General features: G+C 63.1%; 18 protein-coding genes. 11 read left to right on the top strand and 7 right to left on the bottom strand.

Going from position 1 to position 22,734, the window contains the following annotated elements:
- Positions 1 to 610 (top strand): TonB-dependent receptor domain-containing protein (locus MBTS_RS08230; protein WP_192215393.1); only part of this gene is annotated, 610 nt, incomplete at its 5' end.
- Positions 611 to 690: 80 nt separating this feature from the next.
- Here the strand turns inward: MBTS_RS08230 and MBTS_RS08225 are convergent.
- Entirely contained in the window at positions 691 to 2,910 is a 2,220-nt protein-coding gene (locus MBTS_RS08225) for a TonB-dependent siderophore receptor (RefSeq protein WP_238253916.1), read from the bottom strand.
- Positions 2,911 to 3,431: 521 nt separating this feature from the next.
- Here MBTS_RS08225 and MBTS_RS08220 point away from each other — a divergent pair.
- The 6 genes from MBTS_RS08220 to MBTS_RS08195 all read left to right on the top strand — a co-directional run bounded on the left by MBTS_RS08220 (position 3,432) and on the right by MBTS_RS08195 (position 12,072).
- On the top strand, positions 3,432 to 4,226 hold the full coding sequence (locus tag MBTS_RS08220; RefSeq protein ID WP_018043371.1) for a lytic murein transglycosylase: 795 nt from the start codon (positions 3,432 to 3,434) through the stop codon (positions 4,224 to 4,226).
- Between the two features lie 155 nt (positions 4,227 to 4,381).
- A complete protein-coding gene (locus tag MBTS_RS08215) occupies positions 4,382 to 4,843 on the top strand; it encodes a DUF4126 family protein (protein ID WP_192215392.1) in 462 nt (153 codons plus the stop codon).
- A gap of 420 nt (positions 4,844 to 5,263) precedes the next feature.
- Complete coding sequence (locus MBTS_RS08210; protein WP_018043373.1) at positions 5,264 to 5,644, top strand: response regulator; 381 nt, start codon at positions 5,264 to 5,266, stop codon at positions 5,642 to 5,644.
- 83 nt (positions 5,645 to 5,727) lie between these two features.
- Positions 5,728 to 7,638 carry an AI-2E family transporter gene (locus MBTS_RS08205; RefSeq protein ID WP_192215391.1) on the top strand — a complete coding sequence of 637 codons (1,911 nt, stop codon included), beginning with the start codon at positions 5,728 to 5,730 and terminating at the stop codon, positions 7,636 to 7,638.
- 5 nt (positions 7,639 to 7,643) lie between these two features.
- The gene (locus MBTS_RS08200; RefSeq protein WP_192215390.1) at positions 7,644 to 9,032 is read left to right on the top strand and encodes a pentapeptide repeat-containing protein; all 1,389 of its coding nucleotides are present in this window, start codon (positions 7,644 to 7,646) and stop codon (positions 9,030 to 9,032) included.
- Between the two features lie 67 nt (positions 9,033 to 9,099).
- Positions 9,100 to 12,072: a response regulator gene (locus MBTS_RS08195; RefSeq protein WP_192215389.1), complete on the top strand. Its 2,973-nt coding sequence runs from the start codon at positions 9,100 to 9,102 to the stop codon at positions 12,070 to 12,072.
- A gap of 18 nt (positions 12,073 to 12,090) precedes the next feature.
- Here the strand turns inward: MBTS_RS08195 and MBTS_RS08190 are convergent, their stop codons facing one another.
- From MBTS_RS08190 to MBTS_RS08180, 3 genes are all read right to left on the bottom strand, one after another.
- Positions 12,091 to 12,543, bottom strand: coding sequence for a hypothetical protein (locus MBTS_RS08190; RefSeq protein ID WP_056147152.1), 453 nt, complete (start codon positions 12,541 to 12,543; stop codon positions 12,091 to 12,093).
- A 154-nt stretch (positions 12,544 to 12,697) separates the two neighbouring features.
- Positions 12,698 to 13,030 (bottom strand): hypothetical protein, encoded by a 333-nt coding sequence (locus tag MBTS_RS08185; protein ID WP_147832682.1) that lies wholly within the window; start codon positions 13,028 to 13,030, stop codon positions 12,698 to 12,700.
- Between the two features lie 149 nt (positions 13,031 to 13,179).
- Positions 13,180 to 13,377, bottom strand: coding sequence for a ribosome modulation factor (locus MBTS_RS08180; RefSeq protein WP_018043379.1), 198 nt, complete (start codon positions 13,375 to 13,377; stop codon positions 13,180 to 13,182).
- Positions 13,378 to 13,650: 273 nt separating this feature from the next.
- Between MBTS_RS08180 and MBTS_RS08175 the strand changes: the two genes are divergently transcribed.
- The 4 genes from MBTS_RS08175 to MBTS_RS08160 all read left to right on the top strand — a co-directional run bounded on the left by MBTS_RS08175 (position 13,651) and on the right by MBTS_RS08160 (position 20,386).
- Positions 13,651 to 14,568 (top strand): glycosyltransferase, encoded by a 918-nt coding sequence (locus tag MBTS_RS08175; protein ID WP_238253914.1) that lies wholly within the window; start codon positions 13,651 to 13,653, stop codon positions 14,566 to 14,568.
- Positions 14,569 to 14,623: 55 nt separating this feature from the next.
- On the top strand, positions 14,624 to 15,673 hold the full coding sequence (locus tag MBTS_RS08170; RefSeq protein ID WP_147832684.1) for a rhamnan synthesis F family protein: 1,050 nt from the start codon (positions 14,624 to 14,626) through the stop codon (positions 15,671 to 15,673).
- A 377-nt stretch (positions 15,674 to 16,050) separates the two neighbouring features.
- Positions 16,051 to 18,330 (top strand): class I SAM-dependent methyltransferase, encoded by a 2,280-nt coding sequence (locus MBTS_RS08165; RefSeq protein WP_147832685.1) that lies wholly within the window; start codon positions 16,051 to 16,053, stop codon positions 18,328 to 18,330.
- The gene (locus MBTS_RS08160) at positions 18,308 to 20,386 is read left to right on the top strand and encodes a methyltransferase domain-containing protein (protein WP_147832686.1); all 2,079 of its coding nucleotides are present in this window, start codon (positions 18,308 to 18,310) and stop codon (positions 20,384 to 20,386) included. Before MBTS_RS08165 ends, MBTS_RS08160 begins: the two co-directional genes overlap by 23 nt.
- A 101-nt stretch (positions 20,387 to 20,487) precedes the next feature.
- Here the strand turns inward: MBTS_RS08160 and MBTS_RS08155 are convergent, their stop codons facing one another.
- The 3 genes from MBTS_RS08155 to MBTS_RS08145 form a co-directional block, all read right to left on the bottom strand.
- Complete coding sequence (locus MBTS_RS08155) at positions 20,488 to 21,243, bottom strand: ABC transporter ATP-binding protein (protein ID WP_147832687.1); 756 nt, start codon at positions 21,241 to 21,243, stop codon at positions 20,488 to 20,490.
- A gap of 7 nt (positions 21,244 to 21,250) precedes the next feature.
- Positions 21,251 to 22,039, bottom strand: coding sequence for an ABC transporter permease (locus tag MBTS_RS08150; protein ID WP_147832688.1), 789 nt, complete (start codon positions 22,037 to 22,039; stop codon positions 21,251 to 21,253).
- A 148-nt stretch (positions 22,040 to 22,187) separates the two neighbouring features.
- On the bottom strand, positions 22,188 to 22,734 hold a 547-nt coding region (locus MBTS_RS08145; protein WP_244973524.1), incomplete at its 5' end, for a LysR substrate-binding domain-containing protein.

Here is a 22,734-nt window from a genome sequence, read left to right as displayed (position 1 = left end):
GTCGCAATCCCCCGGCGCCGGGCTCCTGAGCTACACCTTCAACGCCCCGGCCTCGGAGCATCGCGGCATCGAGTTCGCGGCGGACTGGACCTTCTCACCCGGATGGCGGGCGGTGGCCGCCTACACGTTCGACGACCAGATTTATACGACATACACCGAGCAACTGAGCGCCGGAGCCTTCACCGAGCGCTTCGACCGCGCAGGCAACGCCATTCCGGGCGTGCCCGCCCATCAGCTCCTCGCCCGCATCGGCTACGACCAGCCGACGGGGCCGCTCGCCGGCCTCGGCGCTTATGTGGAAGCGGTCGTCCAGGACGGGTTCTTCATCGACAACGCCAACCAGTTGAAGGCGCCGGGCTATACCGTCGTCAATGCCAACGTGCATTACGCGGCCGACCTCCCCGGCGGCTACGCCAAGCGCATCAGCCTCTACGCGGAAGTCCGCAACGTCTTCGACGAGACCTACGTCTCCTCGGCCCAGAACCTCGCGAACTCCCTCAGTTCCACGACCGGCCTGCAGAACGGCGCAGGCGTGCTCGCCACCACCCCGGGCTCGGTCTTCGCCGGGGCACCGCGCAACGTAGTCGCCGGGATGAGGCTGTCCTTCTGACGATGGCGGCGGGCCGGATGCCACATCCGGCCCGCCGCCATTGGGGCCGATCGTGAGATCGGCCTATCGGCGGATTGCCCTCACCACGTCACACGCGCCGTGACCAGGGCCTGGAACGGCTCGCCCACGGCCACCAGCAGGTTGCTGGCCGCCGACGACGAATAATAGGTCTCGTCGAACAGGTTCTTGAGGTTGAGCTGGATCGTCGTCGCCCGACCGTTCACCGCCGTGCGATAGGCCAGGAAGGCATCGCAGACGAGGTAGTGGGGCATGGTGAAGGTGTTGGCGGCATCGCCCGGCCGCTCGCCGATATAGCGGGTGCCGAAGCCGGCCTCGAGGAAACCGGGGCCGAGGCGCAGCGAGCCGAGCTCGCCCTCGCGCGTCACCGCGCCGAACTGGTGGGTGAGGAAGGCGGACGCCGTCACGCGCGGCGTGTTCTGGAGCTCCTTGCCCGCGAGGATGGGATCCTCGGTCACGAGGGCCTGGGTGAAGCCGTAGCTGCCGATCACCGCCCAATCGGGCAGGATCTGGCCGGCGACGTCGAGTTCGAACCCGCGCGAACGGGCCTTGCCGGCGGTGGTGGCGATCCGCGCTCCGTCCACCACCTGGGTGACCAGCACGTTCGCCTTCTCGACATCGAACATCGCCCCCGTCACGGTGAGGCCGGGGCCGAGATCCGCCTTTACGCCGACCTCGTAGGCCTCCCCCTCCTCGGGGGCGAGGGAGCCGTTGGTCTCCAGATCGGTGACGTTGGGCCGGAACGAGCGGCTGAAGCTGCCATAGAGCGAGAGATCGGGCGTCAGCTTGTAGACGATCCCGGCACGCGGGACCGGCTGCACGCCGTTGATGTCGGTGGTGACCACGGACGGCCGCCCGGCATAGGCGAGCTGATCGTAGATCTGGGCGCTGACACCGGCCACCAGGATGAGCTGGTCGGTGAGGTGGAACGAATCCTGGAGGTAGAGGCTGGTGTTGTTGAGCCGGTCGCGGACGTCGCTGCCCGTGAGCGAAACCTGGTTCGACGGGCCGAGGCGACCATAGACCGGGTCGAAGACGTTGAAACCGCCCTGGTTCGCTCCGCGAATGGTGGTCTTGCGGAAGTAGTCCACCCGCTCGTACATCGCGCCCGCCAGGATGTCGTGCCTCAGGCCGAAGGTGTCGACCCGTCCGGTCAGGTCGAGGCGTGGAACATGGGCGTTGAAGTCGCCGCCCTGCGTGGAATCGGCCCGTCGGGTCAGGAAGCCCGTCTCGGCATTGTACGAGACCGCGCGGACCTGATTGTCGTCGTAGCCGAGATGGCTGAAGCTGTAGCCGAAATGCAGCCGCCAATCGTCGTTGAAGCGATGCTCGATGTCGAGGCTGGCGAGATGGCTGGTGGCGTCCACGCGGCTGAAGCGTTCGTCGAAGCGGCGGTCGCGCGGGACCCGCAGGGGCTGGCCGTTGCGCGGATCGAAGATGGCGCCGCGGTCGAACGGGATATTATAATGCGCGAACTCGTAGGCCACCGTCACCTTGGTGTCGTCGCCCTTCCAAGTGAGCGACGGGGCCACGACCTGCCGTTCGATCGCGCCGAAATTGCGCCAGTATTGGTAATCCTGAAAATCCCCGACGACCCGGTAGGCGAGGTTGGTGCCTTCCACCGGCCCGGTCACGTCGGCCTGGACGAGGCCGCCGCCGAAGCTCGTCCCGGTGACGCTGAGGGCGCCGTGTGAAGTGAATTCGGGACGCTTCGAGACGAGGTTGATGAGGCCGCCCGGCTCCGAGATGCCGTAGAGGAGTGAGGCGGGGCCTTTCAGTACCTCCACCTGCTCGATGGCGTAGTTGAAGTTCTGTTGCAGGACCGTGCGGCGGCCGTCCCGCAGGATCGAGCTGTCCCGCGTGGTCCCGAATCCGCGCCGGATCACGCCTTCCTGCGTGCCCCCGAGGCTGTTGGCCTGGGCGGTGCCGCTGACGTTGCGCAAGGCCTCGTCGAGGGACAGCACGCGCTGGTCGCGCAGGACGGTGGCGGGCACCACGGCGATGTTGGCCGGCGTGTCGAGGAGCGAGGTATCCGACCCGGCCCCGAAACTGGTCCGCCGGGGCTGATACCCGATGGTGCCGCTGCCATCGCCGTCGACGGTGATCTGATCGAGGGACACGGCGGTCGGGGAGGCGGCCTGCACCGCCGCCGGGCTGTTCTGGGCCCAGGCCGTGTCCGCGAGGACGAGGGCGGCCCCGCCCGCCAGCAACCATGGCAGGCGATTGGCGGCTCTGCGGTCGAGCCTCGCCGCATGAGGTGGGCATCCGGTCTGGTCGGGCATCGCCTACTCCTGAAACACTCCAGAAACACAAGTATGACCAAAGTCATAGCCTGACAATATCCAGTATAAACTTTTTAATTCTTCTAAAAATGCAGTTTAACGGTAATTTTATAGGCGATATTTTTCATCTGAAAGAATAGTTCATCAGACAATAAATTTCCGCTGGCCGCGATCCACTGCACAATAGCCTGACAAGCCAAAGGCGGGGGCGAGGCGCGGAGACGAACGGGCCACCCCCGAGAGGCGCGAAGGATCGGGCGCATCGGGTTTCCGGCGGCACGAGGAAGCTGGGCGGATTCGTCCCGAAGCCGGCGGGCTTTCACGGGGAGCCATGCGGGATCGGGCGCGGGCCGCGCACGCGCGGAAGGTCAGGGTGGTAACCGGAAGATCACATCTTGCCGGGAACTGGTGCGGGCCGCACCGACACCTCGGCAAGGTTGTAGCCTTCCCATGCGGAACGGCTTAGGGCGGTCGGCAAAGCTGGCAGTCTCCCGAGAGCTGCCGCGACGAAGGAGTTTCGGATGACCAGACGCGGCTACAAGGGGGCCATCGCCGCCGCCCTCGGTGCCCTGGCCTGCATGGCCGGCACGGCGCAGGCGGCCCAGTGCGGCAACACGGCCAGCGGTTTCGAGGCGTGGAAGACCCAGTTCGCGCAGGAAGCGAAGGGACGCGCCAGCGCCGCGAGCCTCGCCGCCCTGATGGAGACCTCCTATTCCGGCGCCACCATCTCGGCCGACCGGGGCCAGAAGAGCTTCCGTTTGACCCTCGACCAGTTCCTGGCCAAGCGCGGCGGCCCCACCATCGTCGCCCGTGGCCGCAAGCTGAAGCAGACCAACGCGGCCCTGTTCGACTCGATCGAGCAGCGCTACGGCGTGCCGGCCGGCCCGCTCCTGGCGATCTGGGGCATGGAGACGGGCTTCGGCGCGGTTCGCGGCAACATCAACACGCTCTCCGCCGTGGCGACCCTCGCCTATGATTGCCGCCGCTCGGACTTCTTCACCGACCAGCTCTACGCGGCCCTCACCCTCGTCGATCGCGGCATCCTCAACTCCGGGACCCGCGGCGCCGCCCATGGCGAGGTCGGCCATACCCAGTTCCTGCCCAAGAACGTGTTGACCTACGGCACCGGCGGAAGCCTCGACAGCATTCCGAATGCCCTCAACGCTACCGCGAACTTCCTGAAGGGTCACGGCTGGAAGGCCGGAGCCGGATACCAGCCGGGCGAGCCGAACTTCGCGGCGATCCAGGGATGGAACGCGGCCACCGTCTACCAGAAGGCGATCGCCCAGCTCGGACGCCAGATCGACGGCCAGTGACGGATCACGGGGCCCTGCGGGGCCCCGTTTTCGTTCGGGCCGCGCTTTTCGCGCCGGAGGCTCGCTCGGCGCTGTTTCCATAGGCCCACCTTGACTTGGCCCCTGCCCGGTCGATCTTCCGGCTTCGACGATGGCGTCGCAGCGGGACATACTCCATGGCCGGGATCGTTCTCGCAGGGTTGATCGGGATGGTGGCGGGTCTGCGGACGTTTACCGCACCGGCGGCAATCGCCTGGGCGGCGCATCTCGGCTGGATCTCCCTCGACGGGAGCTGGCTCGCCTTTCTCGGCTACCGCTCGACGGCCGTCATCCTCCCCCTTCTCGCGCTCGCCGAGTTCGTCACGGACACGCTTCCCGCCACGCCGAGCCGTACCGTGCCCGTGCAATTCGCCGCGCGGATCGCGAGCGGCACCCTCTGCGGAGGCGCGATCGGGATCGGCCTGGGACAGCCCGTCGCCGGAGCCCTGGCGGGCGCGGCGGGCGCCGTCATCGGTACGCTGGGCGGCGCACGGGCGAGGGCGCGGATGGCCGCCGCCTTCGGTTCGGACCGGCCCGCCGCCTTCACCGAGGATGCCGTCGCCGTCGTCGCCGCGATCCTCGTCGCGAGTGCGCTCTAGCGCCGCCTCCGGGTCTCGCTCCAGGCCCTACCCCTTCGATCCCCCTGCGTGACGGGCGACAGAATTGTCGTGCTCAAGGACCGGAAGCCCGATTGGTGCGTTGCACTTCGTCACCACGCCTGACACCAGGGCGCTCCGTCGTGCGGAGCGACCATCCGGGGCCGGGCGGGGAGGGGACGATGCCTCTTTGCACCCATCCGCCGAATGCCCGGACCTATCCGGCGCCGGTCTTCGACGGAGGCGGGCAAAGACGTCGTGACAAGGACGTCGTGACAAGGATGCGGCGACCGGGCCGGCAGGCACGGAACGTGATGACCAGAACACGAGCGATCGGACGTGAGGGCTCCCGGCCTGCCGAACGACCGCTCACGCAAACGCAGCCCCGACGAGTCGGGTCGACATGATGCCGGAGTTCCCTTGATGGCCAAGATCCTACTGGTGGAAGATCACGAAGAGATCTGGGACTTCCTCTCCCGCCGTCTCAAGCGACGCGGCTACGACGTCATCCTGGCTCATGACGGCGAGGCCGGCGTGCAGCAGGCGCGTGCCGGACGGCCGGACGTGATCCTCCTCGATATGAACCTGCCCATCCTCGACGGCTGGTCGGCGGCCCGCGCGCTGAAATCCAGCGGCGACACCCGGGACATCCCGATCATCGCGCTCACCGCCCACGCCATGCTCGGCGACCGCGACAAGGCGATCCAGGCCGGCTGCGACGATTACCATCCCAAGCCCATCGACTTCTCGAAGCTCCTCACCCAGATCGGCGCGGCTTTGGGCGGCGCGGAAACGCCGGCCTGACCGCCGTCCGATCCAGGACTTCGCGCGTCCCGACGGGACGGGGCTTCCACTGACACGCGTCGAGACGAGAAGACCCATCCTCCATGAGTGACGATCCCATCACCGCGCGCCTGATGCGGCAGGCGATGCCGGTGTTCACGATCCTGGCCTCGTGCCTGCTGGTCGTCACCATCGCGTCGATGCTGTATTTCGGCCGCGACATCATCGTGCCCGTGGTCCTGGCGATCCTCCTCAGCTTCGTCCTGGTGCCCGCCGTGCGCGTGCTGAGGCGGGCGATGGTGCCGCGCGCCGCGGCGGCGCCCCTCGTGGTGGTGGCGGCCTTCGCGGCGATCATCGGGGTCGGGCTGCTCATCACCACCGAGGCGGGCCAGCTCGCCTCCGACCTGCCGCGCTACCAGATCACCATCCGCGAGAAGATCGCCTCGGTGAAGGAGGCGACCTCGGGCAGCGGAACCCTGTCGCGCATCGTCGACATGGTGCAGGACCTCGGCGAGGAGTTGCAACCAGCGCCTTCGAAGGACGAAGACCTTCCGGGCCGGTCGGGCAGCCGCGCCAACCCCCTCCACGTGGTGGTCGCGACCCCGCAGGCCGCCCTCGCCACGACGCTCGGCGCCTTCGTCGGGCCGATCCTGCACCCGCTCGCCACGGCGGGCCTGATCCTCCTCTTCACGATCTTCATCCTGCTGCAGCGGGAGGATCTGCGGAACCGCGCCATCCGGCTCGCCGGCTCGGGCGACCTGCGCCGCACCACGGCGGCCATCGACGACGCCACGAGCCGGCTCAGCCGGTTCTTCCTCGCCCAGCTCGCCCTCAACATCGCCTTCGGCGCGGTCATCGGCACCGGCCTCTGGGTCATCGGCGTGCCGAGCCCGATCCTGTTCGGCGTGCTCGCCGCCATCCTGCGCTTCGTGCCCTATATCGGCGGCGCGATCAGCGCCCTGCTCCCCCTGATCCTGGCGGCGGCGGTGGATCCCGGCTGGTCGATGGTCATCGCCACGGCGCTCCTGTTCCTCATCGTCGAGCCCATTGCCGGCCATGTGGTCGAACCGCTGCTCTACGGACATTCCACCGGCCTCTCGCCGCTGGCGGTCATCCTGGCGGCCACGGTGTGGACCTTCCTCTGGGGACCGATCGGCCTCGTCCTCGCGACGCCGATCACGGTCTGCCTCGTCGTCCTCGGCCGCCACGTGGACCGGCTCTGGTTCCTCGACGTCATCCTCGGCGACCAGCCCGCCCTGGCGCCGCCCGAAATCTTCTACCAGCGCATGCTCGCCGGAGACCCGGCCGAGGCGATCGAGCAGGGCCGGCAGGTGCTGAAGGCGCGGGCGCTGGTGACCTATTACGACGAGGTCGTGCTGGCGGGCCTTCGCCTCGCGCAGGACGACCTCGCCCGCGGCGCCCTCGACCGGTCACGCCAGAGCCAAGTCGGCGCGGCGATCCGCACCGTGGTCGACAGGCTCAAGCTCGCACCGATGAAGCGGTCGGGCTCCGCCGGAAATGCCGAGGCAGCGGCGGCCATCGCCGCTGCCGGACCGGATCGCAGCAGCGCCGGCATCGTCCTGGCGCGGGACGATCTCGCCGCGAACTGGCGCGGCGCCACCCCGATCCTCTGCGTCTCGAGCCGCGGTCCCTTCGACGAGGCGGCGACCCTGATGCTGAGCCAGATCCTCGGCCGCCATGGTCTGGCCGCCCAAATGACCTCGCTCGCCGACCTGCGCGCCGACAAGCGGCCGGAGCGCGCCGACGAGATCGCGATGATCTGCTTCTCCTATCTCGAACCGGTCAGCCTCTCGCAGATCCGTCTCACCGTCCGCCAGGCCCGCAAGGAACTGCCGGGCGTGAAGGTGCTCGTCGGGTTCTGGCGCGAGCGCGACCCCTCGACCCTCGACCGCCTGCGCCGGACCACCTCCGCCGACGTGCTGGTGACCTCCCTCAACGACGCCCTCGACGCGGCCCTGCGCTATGCCGCGCCGGGGCGGGCGGGACGCGGCTGAAGGCCATGGCCGATCGCGATCCCCCCCCCGCCCACGCCGCCACCGAAGGGCTGCTGACCCGTATCGCGAAAGCGGACGGGCAACCCTTCCGCGCCGATGACGAGCGCCTCGCCTTGTCCGGCCTCCGGGCCGGGCGCGAGGCCCTGCTGGCGCGCATCCCTCCCGGCGAGGCCGCTCCCCCCTGGTGGGACGCCAAGCATCGCGGCCTCGGCCTGTGCCGCGCGCATCTCGACGGAGCCGACCTCGTCGAGGCCGACCTCTCCGGCGCCAACCTGTCCGGCGCCTCCCTCGTCGGAGCGCTGGCCCGCTCCGCCCGGTTCGAAGGCGCCCTCCTGGAGGAGGCGAATTTGAGCGAGGCCGATTGCAGCGGCGCGAACTTCACCGGCATCGTCGGCGGCGAGGCGCATTTCTCCGACGCGATGCTGGAGGATGCCGACTTCACGGGCGCGACGATGCGCTTTGCCCGGATGCAGCGCGCCCTTCTCGACGGGGCGACCTTCGCCCGCGCCGATCTCTGGGGGGCCGACTTCACCGGGGCGGATGCCGATTACAGCCGGTTCGACGGCGGCCGCCTCGACGAGGCGAACCTCTCCGACATGAACCTGACCTTCGCCAATTTCGACGGGGCGAGCCTCAAGAAGGCGCGTCTGGCCGGCTCGCGCCTGCGCGGCGCCAGCCTCTCCGGCGCCGCCCTCGACGGGGCCGACCTGTCGGGCGCCGACCTGTCCGACACCAACCTCGTGCGCCTCAACCTGATGTCGTGCCGTCTGCGCCATGCGCGATTCTCCGGCGCGCTCCTCACCGGTGTCCGCTTCCGGGTGGACCAGCTCGGCGGCGCGGTGGGCGAGGAGATCGCGGGCGAGTACGAGGCCGCGCAGGCGAGCTACCTCGCCATCGAGCACAACATGAAGAGCATCGGCAGCCATGACGAGGCGAGCTGGGCCTACAAGCGCGGCCGTCGCATGGGCCGGCTCCATGCCGGCGCCGAGGCGCGGGCGGCCTGGTCCCGGCGGACCAGGGCACCCAAAACCTGGAAGCCCGTCCTGCAATCGGGCTATCGCTGGGTCGCCGACCGGTTCGTGGAATGGCTGTGCGATTACGGGGAGAGCCTGTCGCGCATCGCCCGCGCCTTCGTGATCCTGATCTTCGTGTTCGGCGCCCTGTTCGGCATCGCCGGCGGGCTGATCCCCGAGGGCGGCAATGGAAGCGCGACGTACAACCCCCTCGACCTCCTCAGTTACAGCGCCCTCAACATGATGACGGCGAACCCTCCCGAGATCGGCGTCAAGCCGGTCGGGCGATTCACCAACCTCCTCGTCGGGATCGAGGGCGCCGCCGGCATCATCCTGATGGGCCTGTTCGGCTTCGTCCTGGGCAACCGGCTGCGACGATAGGCACCCGCCGGAAGCGCCGTCCCCGCACACCACCGATCCGTCATCGACATCACCGCGAGCCGCACCGATGGACACCCCGACCTCATCTCGCCGCCTCTGGCGCTGGCGCGGCCCCAAGACCGTCCCCACCGCCCTGCAGGGGATTCCGGGCTCCCCCGTGGCCTTCGGCCTGTTCGCGGTCGCCGTGGTCGCCGGCCTCGCCAATTACGTGTTCGCCGAGCGCAGCCGCACGGAAGCCTCCCGCCAGCACGACATCATCACGCTGAACGAGCGCCTGCTCTCGACCATGAAGGACCTCGAGACGGGCATGCGCGGCTACACCCTGACCGGGTTGCCGAACTACCTGACCCCCTACAAGCGCGCGGTCGACACCCTCGACGGACAGATCGGTGAGCTCGACCGGCTGGAATCGGAATCCGCCGATCCCGGAACCGCCCGGCGCCGGGAGTTGCGGACCCTCATCACCGGTGAGCGCGATTTCGCCCGCCGGGTGGTGGAGGCGCGGGATGCCGGCGGCTTCGACGCGGCCGTGACCCTTGTCCAGACCGGAGAAGGCAAGCGGATGATGGACGGCATCCGCGAAGCCACGCGGATCGGCCAGGACCATGCCCGCGACAGCCTCGCCCGCTCCGAGACGACGGAATTCTGGCGCGGGCTGATCCTGTCCCTCGTCTGCGCGGCCTCGGGGCTCGCCGCGATGGGGCTGCTGGGCCGCATCGCCCTGCTGCGCCGGCGCGACAGCCTGCGCATGACGGCGCTCCTCGATGGGGTTCTGGCCAACGCTCCCGTGGGCCTCGGCTTCCTCGACCAGACCCTGTCGATCCGCCACATGAACCGCGCCCTGGAGACCATGAACGCGCGCGGATTCCAGGCGTCCCTCGGCGGCCCGATCTGGGCAGCGATTCCCGAGCTCGAAGACCTGCTCCGTCCGAAATTCGAGGCGGCGCGCGACAACGGCCTGATCACGCCCGATATCGACGTCGCCGTGCCGACCCCGAGCGCGCCGGGCGGCGTCCGCCATCTCCAGATCAGCGTCTATCCGCTGCCGGGCGCGGCGGGCCTCTCCGACGGGACGGTGGACGGCGTCGGTTTCGTCGTCACCGACGAGACCCTCCGCAAGCTCACCGAGGAGCGCACGCGCCAGAGCGAGCAGCGGTTCCGCTCCCTGACCGAGGCCACCTCCTCCATCGTCTGGGCGACCCCGCCGGACGGCGGCTTCGCCGTCGCCCCGTCCGAATGGACCCGCTTCACCGGCCAGAGCCCGACGGAGGCCGCCGGCCACGGCTTCCTCGGGGCGATCCACCCCGACGACCGCGACAAGACGCAACTCGCATGGGACCACGCGGTCTCGAACGTCACGCTCTACGAGATCGAGCACCGCCTGCGCCGGCATGACGGGGTGTGGCGCCACATGGCCGTGCGCGGCGTCCCAATCCTCGACGAGGCGGGGACGGTCCGCGAATGGGTCGGCGCCCATACCGACATCACCGCGCGCAAGGAGGCCGAGCAGGCCCTGGAAGCCGCCAAGGAATCGGCGGAGGAGGCCAACCGCGCGAAAAGTCAGTTCCTGGCCAATATGAGCCACGAGTTGCGCACGCCGCTCTCGGCGGTGATCGGCTATTCCGAGATGCTGCAGGAGGAGATGGAGGATCTCGGCCAGGAGAGCCTGCTCGCCGACATGCGCAAGATCGAGGCGAATGCCCGCCATCTCCTCGGCCTCATCAACGACGTCCTCGACCTGTCGAAGATCGAGGCCGAGCGCATGGAGATCTACGCCGAGGACTTCCCCGTCGCCGAGATGGTGCGCGAGGTCGCCTCCACCGTGGACGCCCTCATCGGGAAGAAGGGCAACGCCCTCGACCTCGACCTCGCCGAGGATCTCGGGCTCGCCCATACCGACCAGACCAAGCTGCGCCAGTGCCTCATCAACCTCCTGAGCAACGCGGCGAAGTTCACCGAGAACGGGCGGATCACCCTCTCGGCCGTGCGCGAGGGTGATGGCGAGGACGCCTGGCTGGTCTTCCACGTGGCCGATACCGGCATCGGGATGAGCCCGGAGCAGCAGGCCAAGCTGTTCGAGCGCTTCACCCAGGCCGATGCCTCGACCACGCGCCGCTTCGGCGGCACCGGCCTCGGCCTCGCCATCACCCGCGCCTTCTCCACCATGCTCGGCGGGCAGATCGACGTGGCGAGCCGCGAAGGGGAGGGCACCACCTTCACGATCCGGATTCCCGCCCGCTACGTCGAGGTGCAGCCCGCCTCCGCGATCGCCCATGACGGACCCGCGACGGCGCCCTCCGGCGCCGCCAAGGGTGATCAGGTCCTCATCATCGACGACGATCCCGCGACCCGCGATCTCCTCACCCGCTACCTCGAGAAGGACGGCTTTCGCGTGGCCAGCGCGGCGGACGGGCGCGAGGGCCTGGAGCGCGCCCGCGCCCTGCGCCCGCGGGTGATCCTCCTCGACGTGACCATGCCGCGCATGGACGGATGGTCGGTTCTACGGGCGCTGCGCGCCGATCCCGAACTCGGGGCGACGCCGGTGATCATGGTCACGGTGCTCGACGAGCAGAGCCTCGCCTTCTCGCTGGGCGCCACCGACTACCTGCACAAGCCCATCGAATGGGGACACCTGAAGGAAGCGATGGAGCGATTCCGGGCCACGGGCTCCGACGGCCCGGTCCTCGTGGTGGACGACGATGCCGACGTGCGCGAGCGGATGACGGCGATGCTCACCCGCGAGGGCTGGCGCGTGACCTCCGCCGAGCACGGCCGGGCCGGGCTGGAGGCGGTGGCGGTGAAGAAGCCCTGCCTCATCCTCCTCGACCTGATGATGCCGGAGATGGACGGGTTCGGCTTCCTCCGCGTCCTGCGGGCAAAACCCGAATGGCGCGACATCCCCGTGGTGGTGCTCACCGCCAAGGACGTCACCGCCGACGACCGCCGGCGTCTGGCCGGTCAGGCGGACCGGGTGCTGCAGAAGGGCCAGCTCAGCCTGTCCGACCTCGCCGAGGCCCTCCGCTCCCTGGTCACGTCGTAGGCGGACGGTGCTGCGCCCTCACACGCCGGGCTTGCCACGGCGCCTGCGCTCGCGCTGGGCACTGGGCAGGCTGTCCGGCACCAGGGTGGCCACGACCGGGTTGGGGAAATGGTCGAAAGCCGCGCCCGTGGCGGCATCGACGCCAATGCCGATGATGCCGCCGGCAATGACGTTGCCCGCCATACCGGCGGCCCCGGTTCCCACGACTTTGGTGCGCACGGGAATGGTCTCGGGCCGGAAGCCGGGCTTGGCGAAGGTGACGTCGAACTCGTCGGAACGGTCGACATCGAGCGAGCAGGGCGTGGCCGGGCAGGCATAACCTTTGGTGCTGGTCATCATGGCGCCAGGGGGCTCGGTCTGGAACGCCATCTTCTCGGAGGTTCCGCGCGTGATGCTGCCGCACGCTCCCAATCCGAGCACACCGACACCCACCGCGGCCATCGCCGCAGCCCTGACAATCCGACCCACCATGACGTCCCCCATACGCCGCATTCTCAGTCGGCGAAAGGTTGTCGCGCGACGGGTCTCGTCCCGCAAGAGTAGTAGTGCCCCCCTTGATTCCCGATACACAGGCATCCGTCGATGATTCGGAGGGTACTGCCAACGGGGAACGGCCCGCGTCGGTTCAGATCGCTTCGTAAGCGAAGAGAATTGTGATCGTGGACAGGCCGAGGAGGCCGATGACGAAGCAGATGTCGGCGACACGCTCCAGCCGAAGGGCGAGGGGACGGTCGTCGTCGAGGCGCATGGAGAGATACGAGGCCGCCGCACCGACGAGGAACAGGATCGCCGTCAGGGAAATGGCCTCGTCCACGTGGCTCGGGCCGATCTGAGCCTCGGCGATCTTCACCAACCCGACGAGCGTCGTGCAGACCCCGATCATCGTTCCCGCCGCGGGCAGGATGTGCTGGGACAGGGCTCGGGTGCCGTGCCCGCCCCTGGGGCTTCGTCCGTTCATGGATGGCTCCGGCGCTTGGAAAAGTTCAGGCCGGATCGACTATCGCATGACGGACACCAGGTCTTCGAGACCTCTTCCCGCGCGGATCAGGGCACGGCGATGGTGAAGAGGAACCGCCGGCCGGATGTTCCCGGCCGGACGGCATGCGGTCAGGTGGCCTTTTGCGGATCGACGGTTCCGGTGTCCGTCGCGCTGTCGTCGCCGGCGGCCTCATCGAAGGCCTGTATCCAGGCGGCGTGATCGTCGCTGCCTTCGGAATAGGGACAGCTGTCGCGTGTCTTGCCGTAGAGGCGGGCGTTCCGACCCTTGATGAAGGGGCTGTCGCTCGCGGTGGCGCCGTCGCTCATGGCTCGTTTCCCATCCCAACCGTTTCTGGAACCGGGGAAACGCGACAGCGGGGAGGAGGATCGATGCCACCCTCGCCCTGCGACGAAAAACCCGCCGCGGCGTGAGCCGGGCGGGTGAAGGTGGAGTCTCTTAGCCAGAGCAGAACGGGCTCGGGCGCCGCGAGTTCCCTCGTCCGCCGCAAGAGGATGGTTTCCGCCACACGACCTCTGCGGCTTGCGTAGGCCTCATCAGAATGGCAGTCCCGCCGACATATGCCGCAACAGGAAGCCGCCTTGTCCGCGCAACCGCAGACGATCGCCGGGATCGTCATCTATCATCCCGACGAGGCGAACCTCCTTCGCCTCGTCGGCGCGCTGGCGCCCGACGTGCGGGAGATCGTGATCTACGCCAATTCCGCCGTCTCCTCGCAGGAGGAGGACCGCCTGCGCGCGGCGGCGCAGGGCACCGACCTCTCCGTGATACGACCCGGCGGCAATCTCGGCCTCGGGGTCGCCTATAACGCGCTCTTGGACCATACCCACCGTCAGGGCGGTGCCTTCCTGTTTCTCCTCGATCAGGACAGCCTGCCTTCCGCGGGCACAATCCCACGGCTCGCCACGATCCACGGGCGCCTGTGCGCGGCAGGCGAGCGCCCCGCCATCGTCGGCCCGCGACCGACGGATTGGTCCGGCAAGCCCTTGAGGGCGCCTCCGGGGGAGGCGAGCGACAGGGACGAGGCGCATGTCACGCGCGTGCAGTTCGTCATCTCCTCAGGCTCCCTCGTGGATTGCGAGGCGGCGCGGGCGATCGGCCCCTTCCGCGCGGATTTCTTCATAGATGCCATCGACATCGAGTGGTGCATGCGCGCCAATTACCGGGGCTACTCGATCTGGATGGCGGACGATGTCCTGATGGCGCACGAACTCGGGCGCGGCCTGATCCGGCTCCCCTTCGGTCTGCTGCTCACCGACCAGCCGCCGCGACGGCTCTACACCTTCCTGCGCAACCAGCTGGCGATGCTCCGCATGCGCCACGTACCCGTCGGTCACAAAGCCAAGACGCTGCTTGCCCTCCCCCTGCGCATCGCGGCGTATCTCGTCCATAACCGCTTCTCGCGCGAGACACGGACCGCTCTCTGGCATGGCCTGATCGACGGTGCCCGTGCCAGATTCAACTTGCCGGAGGCCGTGTTCGGGGAGTCGGTGCTGTGACGATCCCATCACACGACACTGAACTCACTCGCGACGACCAACATCATGACGTTGCGTGACATCGATTCACGTCGTCAGTCAGCAACCTTTCTCTGACGCCATCGTCGCCTCGGATCTTCATATGTTCAACAATTTATGCCTGTTCGCGCATTTCGACCAAGACAATGTACTTGCCGATTATGTAATCTATTACTTAGAGGCAATCCGGGCTGCGGGCTTCGACATTGTCGTCATCTCCACCTCGCATCTGTCCGCAAACGATGTGTTACGACTCCGATCTGTCGCTCACGATGTCATTCTGCGTGAGAACATAGGCCACGATTTCGCATCCTGGGCTCTTGGCATCGAGCGGTACGCGAGCCTCGTCTCCGGACAGCTCATGATTGCAAACGACAGCGTTTACGGCCCGATCGGCGATCTGAACCGGGCTCTTACACGCCTGACCAGCGTGCCGTCGGACGTCTACGGGATGATCGAGAGCAAAGAAATCAAGCGCCACCTGCAAAGCTGGCTCATCATCTTCGAGCCACACGTACATGCCAGCGCCGCCTTCCGAGGCGTATTCAAACAGCCATTCCATCAGATGTCGAAGGCCGAGATTATTCGGGACGGCGAAATCGGCCTGTCGCAGAATTTGATTTCACACGGCTACAGCATAAAGGCATTGTTCGATGGCAAATTCCGGAACGGGCAAAGCCTGAAAATACCGTCGAACACCAGCCATTTTCTATGGCGTGAGCTTATCGAGATCGAGGAGATACCTTTCCTCAAGATCGAACTTCTCCGCGTAAATCCGTGCCGGATCGCTTCGATCTCCACGTGGATAGATGTTGTCACGGCCAAGCGGCCCGAGCTAGTACCCATGATCGAAGGCCATCTTGCCCGCACTTCGAAGGGTCGGGCGCACACCATTTCAACTCTCCACAATATACCGGCTCGCCGCATGGATTTACAATTATTTGTAAAACGCGATTACTCTCTTGCCGCAGGCGGGCGTCGCTTCGCCGGCCATGCCAATCTGATGTATTTACGATTTTATAAAATATCTCGTTGGCTGATTCGCAGCATTGATAACTTCTACTCACCAGACCGACCACTTCTGTAAAAATAAACAGAGCCATGAATTACTGAGCGAGTCTCGTCGCCGAGGAATGAATGATTAACATTGAAATAAAAATTCATGGATTTATCATGCCATTGCATTTTACAAGAAATACAGAGCCGCAACTTGCTTGCTCCAAACGTGAAGCATCTTGAGATTTCTTCCATCGCAATGCTATGGCAGAGTTCATCGCTACGATCTGGGTTCGGTGCAGAATGTCAATATCCGACAGGCGGAGCCTAACATCCTTGACACGCACCCCAACTGCTCGCATTCGCCGTCAGCATGGGCTATTCCGCTTAAAATTATCGGTTGCACAAGAGCCAAGTCGATCTATAAAATGTAAAGATGAAAATTCACTTTTTGGAAAGGAATAATTCATGACCGCTAAAGAAAACAAGCATCTTACTTACGATGCAAATCAATTATTTGATAAAAATTACTACGCGACCAGCTGTGGTCCGGACGTCTACGAGCGGTCCCGAACTTGGTTAAATTTTTATTCGACAGTTGTCGAACATATCATCAGATCGATTGCTCCAAAAACAGTCTTTGACGCCGGCTGTGCGCTCGGGATGATTGTGGAAGCATTCTGGGATCGTGGTATTGAAGCCACAGGCGCAGATATATCCGAATTTGCTATCGCGAACGTGCGCGCAGACATGCGCGAGCATTGCTTTGTAGCATCTTTGGCTGATCCGATTGCAGGACGATACGATCTAGTCACTTGCATTGAAGTCTTGGAACACATGCCATCCGCCGAAGCCTCCAGGGCGATCGAACATATATCACAGGCGTCCGATACAGTAATATTCTCATCTTCGCCTTACGACTTTCAGGAAAAAACCCACATCAACGTTCGCCCTCCAATCGACTGGATCAAGCAATTCGGGCAACACGGTCTTTGGCCTGATCTTATATACGACGCGTCATTTATATTGCCACACACCATGCTTTTACGACGGGGACAGCGACCGAGCGATGCAGCTATCAGCGTCTACATAGAAAAACTTCGCCTTCTACATATGCTGGCAGAATCTAAGCGTACTCTTGGAGCAGCAGAAAGAAAACTGCTGTCTGTAGAACAGCATTCGTCACATCAACATAACGACTATCATAATAAATCAAGCTTACTTCAGAGCGATCTTGATGCTATGGCTGCGCAACTTGCAATGGCGCAACACGCTCACGCTCAAGCAATCGAGCGCTTGCATATTGTTAACCAGCAACTGACGGCTATAGAAGGTAGTGCAACTTGGCGTGCGACGTCATCTGTGCGTTCCCTCGCTTCCCAAGTCCCTCCTCCGATCCGTCGTTTTGGACGTCGAGCGGCGCGCTTATGCTGGTGGGCCATCACACCACATCGTACTCCAGCGCGGATACAATATCTACGCGAGCGAAAGATTGCTCTTGCAAATTCAATTTCTGCGCCGGGATTAGGCAAATCGTACGCAGCGAGCATCAGCGGACCAGATCACAGTTCACGTTCCGTTGCAAAGTCGTCATTAACGACAGCGGATGTCGTAAATAGGAGCCTTTCGGACCTTCGCCCACTACCTGTTTTTTCAATCGCTCGTGCTGTCCGTCCACGCATCACCATGGTAACCGATAGTATTGCTGCTGATAGTTTCTTCGGTGGCGTCGGCACTGCTACAATTCTTGCTGCACTTTGGGCAAAGCGCCGTGGGGCAACATTGCGTATTTCCACATTACGCGCAGAACCGCTGCGCGACAACGTGGCAAATCTTTTAGTTTCCCTTGGTGTACTACCACCAGAACACATTGAATTTTGTTATACTAATATTTCAAAGACCGGTCGTCCGATCGACTTGAGTAAAGATGATGTCTTCCTTACCACTTCTTGGTGGTCAACGGCAAATGTTCTCTCTGCGGTCCCCCACGAGCGCGTGGTTTACATTCTCCAGGAAGATGAGCGGATGTTTTATCCGCATGGAGACGAGCAACTACGTGCTTATAATACAATGAGAACGCCAGGGCTTCGGAGAGTAGTTAACACAAAACTACTTTACGACCATCTCATCGACACAGGAATCACCGGACTTCGAGAGCATGCCACCTGGTTTGAGCCTGCCTTCCCCGATAGTGCCTATTTTCCCGATCGTGTTCAGAGACAAAAAAGAAACTTCTTTTTCTACGCGCGACCGAATAATGCACGAAACTTGTACCTCCTTGGGCTTGAAACCCTCAATGCGGCGGTTGAGCAAGGAATATTAAAGCCTGACGAGTGGAACATCCATTTTGTTGGTCGAGATCTACCAGTCATGGCATTTCCTGGCGGCATGCCAATTACCATCATTGAAAGCCTTCCTTGGGATAAATACGTTACAATGCTACGCAGTATGGATCTCGGACTTTCGTTGATGTTGACGCCTCATCCAAGTTATCCTCCGCTCGACTTGGCAGCCTGCGGCGCTGTAGCTGTGACCAACAGTTATGGTTTGAAACAGTCGCTTGCTACATATTCCGATAACTTAATTTGTGCCGAACCTACAGTCGACGCGCTGCTCGAAGCGCTTCGCTCAGGGGTATCATTGGTGCAGAATGGCCCAGATCGATCGGCAAATTATGAGCGGCAAGGCTTGAAACGTTCCTGGGAGCAGTCTTTGGCGTCAACCCTTGATTGGCTTGAAGAGGTTTAAAACAATGTTTACAGGTCTTCCAAAGCAAATTGCCTATAGAGATCCGTGGGATCTCGATTTTGATATGAGATTTCGTGCATTAGTATCTCGCCCACGTCGAATCGCTTATTATTATACGACGCCGGATAATAGTACTTTCCGTTACCGCATTTATAACACCGTACAAACAGTCAATGCTGTCTCTACAGACACGAGTGCAGGCTGGTTTTGTCAGGCCGATGGTGAGCGCCTTGAGGGCGTCGTTGACGTAGCCGATGTTCTTGTCCTGGGTCGCGTTCGCTTCGACAATGATGTGGAAGGATTGATCCGTCGGGCGCGTCGGAGGGGAGCGCGCGTTCTGTTCGATCTCGACGATCTTGTTTACGATACGCGGCATGTCCCCTTGCTGATGAATTCTCTCAACCAAGATACCGGTCCTAGCGGACAATGGGATTATTGGTATTCCTATATCGGCCGAATGGGCACGGCCCTCCGTCTGTGTGATGGCGTCATTACCACGAATCTGTTCCTGGCCTCTCAGATTGCCACGGACACGGGCCTACCCGCCGTCATAGTTCCCAATTACTTAAACGAAGAGCAACTCGCTCTTAGTCAAAGCATTGTCGATGTCAAACAGAAAACCAATTGGGCAAGAACCGATCGTATTCACATTGGATATTTTAGCGGATCTCCTACACATGCTCGTGATTTTGCCATTATTGCATCTACTTTAGCCAAGCTACTCCGAGAAAACCCATTGATTACTTTACGCATAGTCGGAATGCTTGATCTGCATCCCGATCTATCTTCCCTCAAAGACAGAATCGAAATATATCCTTTTACCGATTTTCTCAATCTACAAAGACTAATTGGATCGACGGAAATTAACTTGGCCCCGCTGCAAGATAATATTTTTACGAACAGTAAGTCAGAGCTGAAATTCTTTGAGGCAGCGGCTGTCGCAACTCTTACTGTCGCATCGCCGACATTTACTTTTCGCAACGCGATCAACGATGGCTATACAGGTCTTTTAGCAAACGAGCTTGAGTGGGCGGACAAGATACGTCTTGCCATCGCCATGATTGAAGATGGCCGCTATGCACATGTGGTCTTGGAAGCGGCCAAGTCCGTGCAGAACCGATACGGATCGTCGGCACAATGGCCTGCGATTGAACGCGCTGCATTTGGAGAGCTAGTTAGTTTCAATAGTCTGTCGAATGAGCCAATGCAAACGAGCATCGTTACTCAACGGAAAGTGCCGAGGCGTGATAGCATACTATCGATGCTGAAACTAGACGGCTTCGGCTTGGAAATCGGCCCCAGCTACAATCCCCTTCTACCAAAATCAGAGGGTTTCAACGTCGAAACAGTTGATTACATTAATCAGGCTGGCCTTCGCAAAAAATATGCAGAAACTTTGAATGTCGACATTGATCGTATAGAGTACGTTGACCATGTAACCAATGGACAATCACTCTCCAAATCAATTCCCTCGGATCGTTCTTATGATTTTATATTGGCCAGTCATGTTATCGAACACACACCAGATTTGATCTCATTTCTCAATGATTGCACAATTTTTCTGAAGAAGAAGGGTCTACTCGTCCTTGCAGTTCCCGATAAACGGTTCTGCTTTGATCTAATTCAGCCACTTACTTTTGCCAGCGAAGTTCTTCAGGCTTATGACGAAAAGCGAACCCGGCCTACACCGACGGCCATCATGGCCAGCATCGCTTACGATGTTCTTCGCGAAGATGCGATCGGATGGTCGCCGCAAACGGTAGGAAAACTCAAGTTTGCCGGTCATCTTGATGCTGCGGTGACTCAGGCGGAACTCGCACGGCAGTCTAGCGATTACGTAGACGTACATTGCTGGCGTTTTGTTCCGTCTAGCTTTCGCCTCCTCATCGAAGATTTGTATAATCTCGGCAAGATTAGAGTCCGAGAATCTTCATTCCAACATCAAGGTGAACATGAATTCTTTATTGCCCTAACAATCGATGGTCCGGGACCTAACCTTGATCGCAACACTCTTGCTTCGATGATTGCTGAAGAAGTGGCAATGAAACGTATTTAAAGTTTTGCTTTAAGAACACCATCAGCTGAGACCAACCTAATGAAGCTTTACGTTCATCACGTGGTCTCGGCTGAATTTTCCCTGGAACGAGTTTGAGATTTTTATACTCGCCCATCCGCCGCATAAGCCGCCAACACCTCCTCCGGTGCTCCGTCCATCATCAACGTGCCGCCCTTCATCCAGAGCGTCCGGTTACAGAAGCGTTGGATCGAGGCGTTGTCGTGGGAGGCGAGGAACATGATGCTGGCTTTCTGGATCATGCCGTGCAGCCGCTTCTCGGCGCGTTCCGCGAAGGCGGCGTCGCCGACGCCGATCACTTCGTCGAGGATCAGGATGTCGGGATGGACCGCGGTGCTGACGGCGAAGGCGAGCCGCAGCATCATGCCGCTCGAATAGGTGCGGATCGGAAGGGACAGGAACTCGCCGAGCTGGCTGAACTCCTCCACGTCGGGGACGATCGCCTGGGCCTGCTTATGGTTGAGCCCGAGCATGATGCTGCGCATCTCGATATTGTCGTAGCCCGAGGCATCCGTATCCATGCCCATGGACAGATCGATCAGGGATGAGATGCGCCCCTCGATGGTGGCGGTGCCCGAGGTCGGCGGATAGACGCGGCTGAGCACCCGCAGGAGCGTCGTCTTGCCGGCGCCGTTGCCGCCGACGAGGCCGATCCGGTCGCCATCGCGTGCTTCGAAGCTGACCGCGTTCAGCGCCCTGATCACCTGGACGCTGCTGTCGCGGTCGTTCTGCAGGCCGCCCCCCACCGTGCGCCGCAGGATCTCGCTTTTCAGGGCACGGCCGCGGGAATTGTAGACGGCGAGTGCGACGCTCGCCTTGTCGAGGACGATATGAGCCATCCTGCCCTCAGAGCCAGTACACGACGCGGTGCGAATATTTCCCCGAGAAGGCCAGGGCGACGAGCCACCCGACGACCAGCAGGCCGAGCAGGATGAGATAGGACGTCGCGCTCGGCAGATGGCCGACCAGAGGCTCGCGCATCACGTCCAGCATGCTGGCGAAGGGGTTCAGGATGAGAACGGGATGGTCGCCCCGCAATTGCGAGGGCTTGAAGACGACCGGCGAGACGAAGAACGCGACCTGGACGATGCTCGCGACGATCTGCGGAATGTCGCGGAACCGCGCCGACAGGATGGCCAGGAGGTAGCCGATCCAGGCCAGATTGGCGAGCACGAGCAGCAGGCCGGGGACGAACAGCAGGATGTGCCAGTCGATCACCGTGCCGGTGACGAGGAACAGGACCGGCAGAATGATCAGGTTATGGGCGAAGATGAAAAGGTTCCGGGCGATCGTCCGCAGCAGGTAGGTGAAACGCGGCAGCGCGACCTGCCGGATGATGCTGTCGTTATCGGTAAAGCTCGAGCAGCTTTCGTTGATGGTCTGCGACATCAATCCCCAGAGCACGAGGCCCGTGCCGAGATGGGGCAGGTAATCGGCCATGGAGGTGCCGAAGAGCGAGGCGTAGATCCCGCCCATGCCGAAGATCATCACGGCCATGCTGAGGGTCAGCCACAGCTGGCCGACGCGCGAGCGGCGATACCGACGAATCACGTCGTTCTTGGCCAGCATCCACCACATGCGCCACGCGCCGAAGCCTCCGACGACGTCGGCGACCCCTCCTGCTACCAAACCCATGCGGCCTCTTTCCCGGAGCCCTGCTCCTGCGGAGCAGCCGATGCCGGCCCTCCCAAAGCACGCGCCTGCGCGCATTGGCAAGTTTTGGGTCGCCGGCGGCAGGAGATCCGGACCGGACGTGGTGCCGGGCGACGCGAATCGAAACGCCTCAACCGACCTGCGCCGCGTCGTCGGCAAGGGCGAGCAACGTCTGGCGCAGCCAGCGATGGGCCGGGTCGTTGTCGTAGGAGGCGTGCCACAGCATCGAGATCGCCACCTCGTCGAGGGCCACCGGCGCGGGGCTGACGGCGAGGCCGAGGGTTCCGGCAAACAGGGTGGCGAGGCGCTCCTGCATGGTGGTGAGGACGGGCGCGCTGCGCACCAGGAAGGGCACGGCGAGGAAGCGCGGCGTCGTCACCGCGAGGTCGCGGCGCAGGCCGAGGAGGGCGAGGGCGTCGTCCACCACCCCGTGCGCCGTTTCCTTCAGGCTGGTGAGCACGTGGGGAAAGCGCAGGTAATCGTCCAGGGAGATCGGAGGCTCGAGCCCGACGAGCTCGGCATTGAACAGGCAGACGTAGCGGTCGCGGTAGAGCAGCCGCTGCTTGTGGTGCGTCTGGCCGTGGCTGAACGTGCCGATGCCGAGATCGACGCGGTCCGCGTCCGTTCTCTTATCAACATCTGACGCTGCCGACAAATACAGGGGTTTGAACATCGGT

Source organism: Methylobacterium bullatum, from assembly GCF_014845095.1.
In the GTDB taxonomy this organism is placed as follows: Bacteria; Pseudomonadota; Alphaproteobacteria; order Rhizobiales; family Beijerinckiaceae; genus Methylobacterium; species Methylobacterium bullatum.
This window is presented reverse-complemented; position numbering and strand designations above follow the sequence as displayed.